We start from the raw sequence: 10,091 nt of genomic DNA, 5'->3' as shown, positions 1-10,091 counted from the left end.
TACCTGGGACAGCCCGAGCTCACAGCCGAGCGTTTCATCCTCAACCCCCACGGCGCACCCGGTGAGCGCATGTACAAGACCGGCGATGCGGCCCGCCTGTTGCCCGATGGCACCCTGGAATACCTGGGCCGCCTGGACGAGCAGGTGAAGGTGCGCGGCTACCGCATCGAGCTGGGCGAGATCGAGGCGGCACTGGCTGCGGTACCGGGCGTGAAGCAGGCCCTGGTCATGGCCCGCGAAGACAAGCCCGGCGACAAGCGCCTGGTCGCCTACGCAGTCTGCGCGCCCGAAGCGCGGGACGCAGCCTCTCTGCGCACGGCTCTGCAACGGACCTTGCCGCACTACATGCTGCCCTCGCACATCGTGCTGCTGGACAGCCTGCCGCTCACGCCCAACGGCAAGACCGACCGCAAGGCGCTGCCGGCACCGGACAGGGACGGCGAGGAGCGTGCCCACGTGGCCCCGCGGACGCCGACCGAGCAGGCCGTGGCCGCCATCTGGGCCGAGGTGCTGCAGGTGCCGCGCGTGGGCGCGCAGGACAACTTCTTCGAGCTGGGCGGGCATTCGCTTCTCGCCACGCAGGTGGTGGCGCGGCTGCGCGAAACTCTGGGCGTGGAGCTGTCGCTGCGCATGCTGTTCCAGGCGCCGGATTTGGCCGCGCTGGGCGCGCAGGTCGATGCCGCCCAGCGCGAAGGCGCCGGCCTGGCCATACCGCCGCTCACCCTGCAAAAGCGCCCCGCGCGCCTGCCGCTGTCGTATGCGCAGGAGCGGCTGTGGCTGCTGGAGCAGATCGAGTCCATGGGCTCGGCCTACAACATCACCGGGGCGGTGCGCTTCATCGGCGCGCTAAACGTGGTGGCCTTCGAGCGCGCGCTGGCCGAGATCGTGCGGCGCCACGAGGCGCTGCGCACGCGCTTCGATGCCGATGACGAAACCATCGCGCAGGTCATCGACAAGCCAGGGCGCTTCGCGCTGGAGCGCATTGACCTGTCGGCGCTGGACCCCGCCGCGCGAGACGCCGACGCGACGCGCGCCATGCACAAGGCCGCATCGCGCCGCTTCGACCTGGCCGCCGGCCGGCTGTTCCACGCCACCTTGCTGCGTCTCGCGCCCGAGGAGCACGTGGCCGTGGTGGTGATGCACCACATCGTGTCGGACGGCTGGTCGCTGGGCGTGCTGATCGGCGAGCTTGGCGCGCTGTACACCGCGTATGTGCAGGGCCGCGAATCGCCGCTGCCCGAGCTGTCCGTGCAGTACGCCGACTACGCGCTGTGGCAGCGTGGCTGGCTGCAGGGCGAGGCGCTGCAGCGGCAGGTGGGCTACTGGAGCCAGCGGCTGCGCGGCGCGCCCGCCACGCTGGACCTGCCGCTGGACCACGCGCGCCCGCCGGTGCAGAGCTTCCGCGGCGCGCGGGTGCCGATCGAGCTGCCCAAGCCGCTGGTGCGGCAACTGCTGGCGCTGGCGCGCGCCGAGGGCGCGACGCTGTTCATGGTGCTGCTGGCCGCGTTCCAGCACCTGCTGGCGCGCTGGAGCGGGCAGCAGGACATCGTGATCGGAACGCCTGTCGCCGGGCGCACCGACCAGCGCACCGAAGGGCTGATCGGCTTTTTCGTCAACATGCTGATGCTGCGCACCGACGTGTCGGGCGAGCCGTCTTTCCGCGCGCTGCTGGCGCGCGCCAGGGAAACCGCGCTGGAGGCCTATGCGCACCAGGACCTGCCGTTCGAAAAACTGGTGGAGGAACTGAATCCGGTGCGCGACCTGTCGCGCCCGCCGGTGTTCCAGGTGATGATCAACTCGTTCCTGGCCGAGAACCAGCCGGCCGGCCTGGACCTGCCGGGCCTGCGCACCGAGTTCCCCTCCAGCGAGGAGGTGGCGGCGCGTTTCGAGCTGATGCTGCGGCTGATGGGCGAGGGCGACGACGTCGCCTGCCAGTTCGAATACGCCACCGACCTGTTCGACGCCGGCACCATCGAGCGCTTCGCTGCGCACTACGTCGCGCTGCTGCAGACCGCCGCCACGCAGCCGGACCGGCCGCTGGACACGGTGCCGCTGCTGGGCGACGCAGAGCGCCGCCTGATCGAGGCGCGCAGCGGGCCGGCGGCCGTGGCGGTCACGGTGCCGCTTGCGCAGCTGTCCGCCGGCGATGCCGCGCTCGAGGCTGCATCCAACCGCGTCGCGCGGCACTTGGCGGCGCAGGGCGTGCGGCATGGAAGCGTTGTCGGCGTTGTGATGCACGACGCGCCCGACACCCTGGCCGCCGTGCTCGGCGTCCTGAAAGCCGGCGCCGCCTGTCTGCCGCTCGACCCCGCGGACCCGCCACAGCGCCGGCAGGACCTGCTGGCTGCAGCCGGCGTGTCGCTGGTGCTGGAAACCACGCAGGACGCCGAACGCATCGCATCGATGCCCGGCACGCCGCTGGATGTGAGCACCGATGCAGCGCAGCCCGCCTGCCTGCTTCGCACCTCGGACAGCACCGGCGCGCCGGTGCTGGCGGTGCTGACGCACGGCGGCCTGGCCAAGCGGCTGGGCGAGGGCGGACCACAAGCCTTGCTCGACTTGCTCACAGGTACGGTGGACGAGGACGATGACAACCTCGCGCCCTACGGCCGCCCCGGCGTCGACACCCGCGCCTACGTGCTGGACCACCGCCTGCAGCCGGTGCCGCCCGGCGTCTACGGCGAACTGGTGGTCGGCGGCGACTGGGCGGCGGGCTATGCCGGCCGCGCCGAGGCGACGGCGCGCGACTTCATCGCCTCGCCCTTTGCCACTGGCGAGCGCCTGTATCGCACCGGCGAACTGGCACGCTGGCGCATGGACGGTTCGCTCGACATGCCGGATCGTCCGCGCCGCACGCAGGTGCAGGGGCGCAGCGTCGAATTCGCCGAGATCGAGGCCGCGCTGGCATCGCACCCCGCCATCGCCGAAGCCACCGTGGTGGCGCACGCCGACGAACAAGGCCGGCGGCAGCTGATCGGCTACGTAGTGCCGGCGATCGGCGCCACCAACGAACTTGCCGCCGGCTGGCACGACGCACTCGCCACGCGCCTGCCCGCGCACATGCTCCCGGCCATGGTGCTGCCGCTCGAGCGCATGCCGCGCACCCCGCGCGGCGGCATCGACTGGAAGGCGCTGCCCGCGCCGGGCATGGCCGCCGCCGAGTACATCGCGCCGCGCACGCCCGAGGAACAGAGCCTGGCGGCCATCTGGTCCGAGGTGCTGGGCGTGGAGCGCGTGGGCGTGCAGGACAACTTCTTCGCGCTGGGCGGCCACTCGCTGCTGGCCACCTTGATGGTGGCGCGGCTGCGCGAGGTGTTCGGCGTGGACCTGCCGCTGCGCACCCTGTTCGAGACGCGCACCCTGGAAGCGCTCGCCCGGCTCATCGCCAACCTGCAATGGACCGGGGCCGAGCCGCCCGAGCAGGCGCAGGACGCGAGCGACGACGAAGAAATGGGCGTCATCTGAGCCCGACAATCAACCACCCCCTGGAAGCCAACGACACCATGCAAGCAACCATCGAACGACCCAGCTTCACTCCGTACCCGCTGGCCCACGGCCTGCTGTGCGACCTGCGCGACGACGGCTACCCGACCCAGCTGTGGGGCCTGTCGGAGCAGCCGCTGACCTTGCCCGCCGGCGCCACGCACTTCGGCTACGTCTACGACGGCACCCTGATGGTGGAGCATGCCGCCGGCACCTTCACGCTGGGCGCCGGCATGTACTTCTCCGCGCCGGGCGAGACCACGGTGCGCGGCAACGGCCGCGGTATCGCGGCGTCGCGCCTGGACTACGACGGCTTCTTCCAGATCGGCGGGCCGGTGGAGGAACGCGGACGGCTGAAGTACATCGACGGCTGCACCGATTCGCTGTTGATCCCGCCGGTGATGATGGGCGACGCCTGCTTCAACCTGCTGTACTTTCCGCCGGGCGTGGACCAGACGCAGCACACGCATCCGTCCATGCGCGTGGGCATGGTGATCCGCGGGCGCGGCGAGTGCATCACGCCCAAGGGCAGCATTCCGCTGACCCCGGGTCGGGTGTTCATCATCCACGCCGAAGGCCCGCACGGATTCCGCACCACGGACTCGGAGATGGCGGTGGTGGCCTACCACCCGGACAGCGACTTCGGCCCGACGCACGAGACGCACCCGATGATCAACCGCACCATCGTGGGCGGCGTGTCGGCCAGCCAGATCGCCGATATTCGAACGAAGTGAGCCGCACCAAGTAAGCCAGGCCGGGACAAGGGAACGAGACGTGGGAAGCAATGACGCGGCGATCGCGGTGCAGCTGTTGATCGAGGAGCTCCGCCGCGACGCGGTGCGGCTGTGGCTGGAGAACGGCGAACTGCGCTTCCAGGCCCCCAAGGGCGCGATGACGCCCGAGCGGATCGCCCGGCTGCGCGCGTTGAAGCCCGAGGTGGTGGCCTTCCTGCGCGAAGCCGGCGGCAACGCGCGCATCCCGCCGTTGGCCGCCGCGCAGCCGCGCCCCGCGCAGGTGCCGCTGTCGTTCGCCCAGGAGCGGCTGTGGCTGCTGGACCAACTGGAGCACCTGGGCACGGCGTACCACATCGCAAGCGGGCTGCGCCTGAGCGGCGACCTGGACGAAGCTGCTTTTGCGCGCGCGCTGGGCGAGATCGTGCGCCGCCACGAAGCCTTGCGCACGCGATTCGTTCCCTCGCCAACCGGCCAGACAGCCACGCAGGTGGTCGATGGGCCGGAGAGCTTCGTGCTCGAACGGGCCGACCTGTCCGGCGTGCCGGAGGGCGCCACCCGCGAGCGTGCCGCGCAGGACCGCGCGCGCGCCTTCGTGCACCCGCTGTTCGACCTGGCGCGCGGGCCGCTGTTCCGCGCGCTGCTGGTGCGGCTGGGCCCGCAGGAGCACATCGCGGTTGTGGTGATGCACCACATCGTGTCGGACGGCTGGTCGCTGGGTGTGCTGGTGCCCGAGCTGGGTGCGCTCTACGCTGCCTATGCGCAGGGCAAGCCGTCGCCCCTGCCGGACCTTTCGGTGCAGTACGCCGACTACGCGTTGTGGCAGCGCGGCTGGCTGCAGGGCGATGCGCTGCGCCGGCAGATGGACTACTGGAAGAAGCGGCTGGCGGGCGCGCCGCCGGCGCTGGATTTGCCGCTGGACCATCCGCGCCCGCCGGAGCAGGCCTTTCGTGGCGACACCTTCGCCTTCGCGCTGCCCAAGCCGCTGGTCGACACGCTGCAGGCGCTCGCGCAGGCCGAAGGCGCGACGCTGTTCATGGTGCTGATGGCCGCGTTCCAATCCCGGCTGGCGCGCTGGAGCGGGCAGCAGGACATCGTGGTCGGAACGCCTGTGGCCGGGCGCACGCACCGCGCCACCGAAGGCCTGATCGGCTTTTTCGTCAACATGCTGGCGCTGCGCACCGACCTCGCGGGCGAACCGAGTTTCCGGGAGCTGCTGGGCCGGGTGAAAGAGACGGCACTGGATGCCTTCGCGCACCAGCACCTGCCCTTCGAAAAGCTGGTGGAGGAGCTGCGGCCGGTGCGCAACCGCTCGCGCCCGCCCGTGTTCCAGGTGCAGCTGGCGCTGCAGAACTACGCGGAGCAGGAGCTGCTGCTGCCGGGCCTGCGCATCGCGCGGCTGGAGCGCGACGCGGTCGCCTCGGGCGCATCCAAACTGGACCTGTCGCTGTTCCTGATGGACGAGGGCGCCGACGGCCTGGCCGGCATGATCGAGTACGCCAGCGATCTGTTCGAGCCGGACACCATCGCGCGCTTTGCTGGTCAGTACCGCAAGCTGCTCGAAGGCGTGGCAGCCGAGCCGGACCGCGCGCTGTCGGCGTTCGTGCTGCTGGACGCCGCGGAACGCCACCGGGTGCTGGTCGAATGGAACGACACGCAGCTGCCGTACGAACACGATGTCACCGTGGCGCAGCTGGTGGAGCGCCAGGTGGAGCGCACGCCGGATGCGATTGCGGTGGCGTTCGAGGATGCTTCGCTCACCTATGCAGACCTGAACGCGCGGGCCAACCGGCTGGCGCACTGGCTGCGCGCGCAAGGCGTGGGGCCGGACGTGCTGGTCGGCGTGCGGATGGAGCGCGGCCTGGACGTACTGGTGGCGCTGCTCGGCATCCTGAAGGCGGGCGGCGCCTACCTGCCGCTGGACCCGAACTACCCGGCGGACCGCATCCAGGTGATCGTCGACGAGGCGAAGCCGCGGCTGGTGATCGCGGCCCTGGACGCGCGGTTGGTGGACCAGCCGGCGCACAACCCGCAAAGCCGCGTTCTTCCCGAGAACCTGTCGCACGTCATCTACACCTCCGGCTCCACCGGCCGGCCCAAGGGCGTGAGCGTGCGCCACGGGGCGGTGAGCGCCTTCATGGCCTGGGTGCGCCAGGTGTTCGACGCCGATGCGCTGCGGCATGTGCTGGCCAGCACCTCGCTGAACTTCGACATCTCGGTGTTCGAGATTTTCGCGCCGCTGGCCTGCGGCGGCACGGTGTGGATGGTGCCCGACGCGCTGGCGCTGATGCAGGGCTCCAGGGCGGCGTCGGCGCCGCTGACCCTGATCAACACCGTGCCCTCGGTGGCGGCGCAGCTGGAACGCAGCGGCGCCATCCCGGCCAGCGTCAAGGTTCTCAACGTGGCGGGCGAGCCCTTGCCGCTGCAGCTGGTGCGGCAGGTGCACGCGAGCACGCAGGTCGAGCGCATCTACAACCTGTACGGCCCGTCGGAAGACACCACGTATTCCACCTGGGCCCTGATGCCCCGGGACCTCGACGGCCCGGTGCCGATCGGCCGGCCCATCGCGAACTCGCAGGCCTACCTGCTGGACGCCGCGCTGAATCCGGTTTCCGCCGGCATTGCCGGCGAGCTGTACATGGCCGGCGACGGCTTGGCGCGCGGCTACCTGCACCGCCCGGACCTCACCGCCGAGCGCTTTCTGCCCGATCCGTTCGGATTCGCCGGCGCGCGCATGTACCGCACCGGCGACCTGGCGCGCCATCGGCGCGACGGTACGCTGGACTATCTGGGCCGCATCGACCACCAGGTGAAGCTGCGCGGTTTCCGCATCGAGCTGGGCGAGATCGAAAGTGTGCTGCAGCGCGACGCGCGCGTGGCCGATGCAGTGGTGGCGGTGCGCGAGGACACACCGGGAGACCAGCGGCTGGTCGCCTATGTGGTGGGCCGGCAGGACGGGCTGGACGCCGAGGCGCTGCGGCAGCTGCTTCGGTCCAAGCTGCCCGAGTACATGGTGCCCAACACCTTCATGGTGCTGCCGCGCCTGCCGCTCACGCCCAACGGCAAGGTGGACAGGAAGGCGCTGCCTTCTCCCAGCGGAGAGCGCCAGCTGGGCACCGCCTACGTGGAGCCCGAAACGCCGGTGCAGCGGCAGCTCGCCGGCATCTGGGCCGACGTGCTCAAGGTGGAGCGGGTTGGCCTGCACGACAACTTCTTCGCGCTGGGCGGCCATTCGCTGCTGGCGCTGACCCTGGTCACGCAGCTGCGCGAGCAGGGGTTCGCGGCCGACGTGCGCAGCCTGTTCGCATCGCCGACGCTGGCCGACCTGGCCAGGCTGGTGGAACAGGGCGGCGAGGCGCAGGCCGTGGACGTGCCGCCGAACGGCATCGCGCCCGGTGCCCAGGCCATCGCACCCAGCATGCTGCCCCTGGTGGAGCTCACCCAGGCGGAGATCGACACCGTCACCGGTGCGGTGCAGGGCGGAGTGCGCAACGTGCAGGACATCTATCCGCTGGCGCCGTTGCAGGAGGGCATTCTTTTCCACCACCTGCTGGACCCGGCCAACGATCCCTACATCCTCTCGTCGGCCTTCACCGTGCGCACGCGCGAGCAGCTGGACGCCATCGGCGCGGCGCTGCAGCAGGTGGTGCAGCGGCACGACATCCTGCGCAGCGTGGTGCTGTGGGAAGGCTTGCGCGAGCCGGTGCAGGTGGTGCTGCGTGACGTAGCCGTGTCGATGGAGCAGGTGGCGCTGGACCCGGCGAACGGCGACGTGGCGGGCCAGCTGCACGCGCGGTTCGACCAAAAGAACTTCCGCATGGACGTGCGGCGGGCGCCGCTGCTCAGGCTGTTCTTCGCGAAAGACGAAGCGCAGTCGCGCTGGGTGCTGCTGATCCTGGTGCACCACCTCGTCAGCGACCACGTGACCTTGGAAGTGGTGATGGAGGAGGCGGCCTCGCTGCTGCTGGGCCGCGCCGACGCCTTGCCGCCGCCGCTGCCGTTCCGCAACCTGGTGGCGCAGGCGCGCCGCGAACGCGGCCAGAGTGATCACGAGACGTTCTTCACGCGGCTGCTGGGCGACGTGGAAGAGCCCACCGTGCCGTTCGACCTGCAGGACGTGCAGGGCGACGGGCTGTCGTCGCGCGAGCACACCGCGGCGCTGCCCGGCGCGCTGGCGGCGCGCATCCGCGAGGCCGCGCGCACGGCCCAGGTCAGCGCGGCCAGCCTGTTCCACCTGGCCTGGGCGCTGGTGCTTGCGCGCGCCAGCAGCAAGGCCGACGTGAGCGACGCGGTGTTCGGCACCGTGCTGTTCGGACGCATGGCGGGGCAGGCCGGCTCGGACCGGGCGGTGGGACTGTTTGTCAACACGCTGCCGTTCCGCGTCAACCTGCGGCGCGCCAACGTGCGGGACGCGCTGCGGCACGCGCATGCGGTGCTGTCGGGCCTGGTGGCGCACGAGCACGCGTCGCTGGCGCTGGCCCAGCGCTGCAGCCGGCTGCCCGCGGGCGCGCCGCTGTTCACGTCCTTGCTGAATTACCGGTACGCGCCCACGCGCACGGCGTCGGGCGAGATGGTGGCCGAACAACTCGGCATCAGCCGCCTGACCGGCCAGGAGCGGACCAACTATCCGCTGAACCTCGCCATCGACAACCTGGGCGACGAGGAGTTCCTGCTAACCGTGCAGGTGCAGCCGCCGGTGGATGCTGCGTATGTCTGCCGCCTGGTCGAGACCGTGCTCGCAGGCATCGTGGATGCGCTGGACAGCGGCCCGCGCATTCTGGCGAATGAACTGGACGTGCTGGCCGGGCCGGATCGCAGGCAGGTGCTGGTGGACTGGAACGGCGCGGCGCCGCACTCCGAAGGCCAGGCGATCCACAAATTGTTCGAGGAACAGGCGCGCAGCAGTCCCGATGCGGTGGCGCTGGTGCATGAAGGCGGGCAACTCACGTATGCGCAACTGGACGCGCGTTCAAACCAGCTGGCGCACGCGTTGTGCGCACTCGGGGTCGGCCCGGAGCTGCTGGTGGGCATCTGCGCGGAGCGCGGCCCGGAGATGGTGCTGGCTGTCCTGGCGGTGCTGAAGGCCGGCGGCGCCTATGTGCCGCTGGACCCCGCCTACCCCAAAGACAGGCTGGACTACATGCTGGCCGACGCGGCGCCGGCGATCTTGCTCACGACTTCCGCCATTCGCCCTGAGCTTGTCGAAGGGCGGCCATCGGCAGGGGCTTCGACAAGTTCAGCCCGAACGGTGCCATTTGTGCTCTGCCTGGACAGCGACTGGCAGGCGCAGGTGGCAGGGCAACCCACACACACGCCCGCCGACACGGTGCAGCCGCACCACCTGGCTTACGTGATCTACACCTCCGGCTCCACCGGCCGGCCCAAGGGCGTGCGCGTGGAGCACCGCAGCCTGGCCGCCACGCTGGCGACGGCGCGCGAGGCATTCGGCTTCGGTCCCACGGACCGCGCCCCGTCGATGGCCAGCTTCGCCTTCGACATCTGGCTTTTCGAGACACTCCTTCCGCTGCTGGCCGGCGGCAGCGTGCGGCTGGTCACGCGCGAGCAGGTGCTGGACGTGCCGGCGCTGGTGGACGGTCTTTCCGAATGCACGGTGCTGCATGCCGTGCCGGCGCTGATGCGGCGGATCGCGCAGGAAGTGCGCGGCACGCCGGCGGGCGCGCTGCACGGAATGCGGCGCGTGTTCGTGGGCGGCGACGCGGTCGCGCCCGACCTGCTGGAGGAGATGCGCGCGGTGTTTCCGGCGGCGCAGGTGCGCGTGCTCTACGGCCCCACGGAAGCGGCCATCATCTGCGCCGCGTACCTGCTGGGGCACGGGCCGGCGCCGCGCCAGATGGTGGGTCGGCCCCTGGGCAACGC

3 protein-coding genes are annotated in these 10,091 nt (G+C 70.9%); all 3 read left to right on the top strand.

Going from position 1 to position 10,091, the window contains the following annotated elements; all coding sequences use genetic code 11:
- The coding region (locus H0U68_RS18600; protein WP_296358305.1) for a condensation domain-containing protein at positions 1 to 3,465 on the top strand (3,465 nt) is incomplete at its 5' end.
- A gap of 38 nt (positions 3,466 to 3,503) precedes the next feature.
- Positions 3,504 to 4,217, top strand: coding sequence for a cupin domain-containing protein (locus H0U68_RS18595; protein WP_296358303.1), 714 nt, complete (start codon positions 3,504 to 3,506; stop codon positions 4,215 to 4,217).
- Positions 4,218 to 4,257: 40 nt separating this feature from the next.
- The coding region (locus H0U68_RS18590; protein WP_296358301.1) for a non-ribosomal peptide synthetase at positions 4,258 to 10,091 on the top strand (5,834 nt) is incomplete at its 3' end.

It is taken from the genome of Ramlibacter sp., assembly GCF_013697775.1.
In the GTDB taxonomy this organism is placed as follows: domain Bacteria; phylum Pseudomonadota; class Gammaproteobacteria; order Burkholderiales; family Burkholderiaceae_C; genus Ramlibacter.
The sequence above is the reverse complement of the archived record's forward strand: the minus strand, read 5'-3'. Positions and strand labels throughout refer to the sequence as shown.

Excerpts from the sequence above, each read along its gene's own strand:
- H0U68_RS18595 (WP_296358303.1), top strand. The coding sequence starts at position 3,504 with ATGCAAGCAACCATCGAACGACCCAGCTTCACTCCGTACCCGCTGGCC.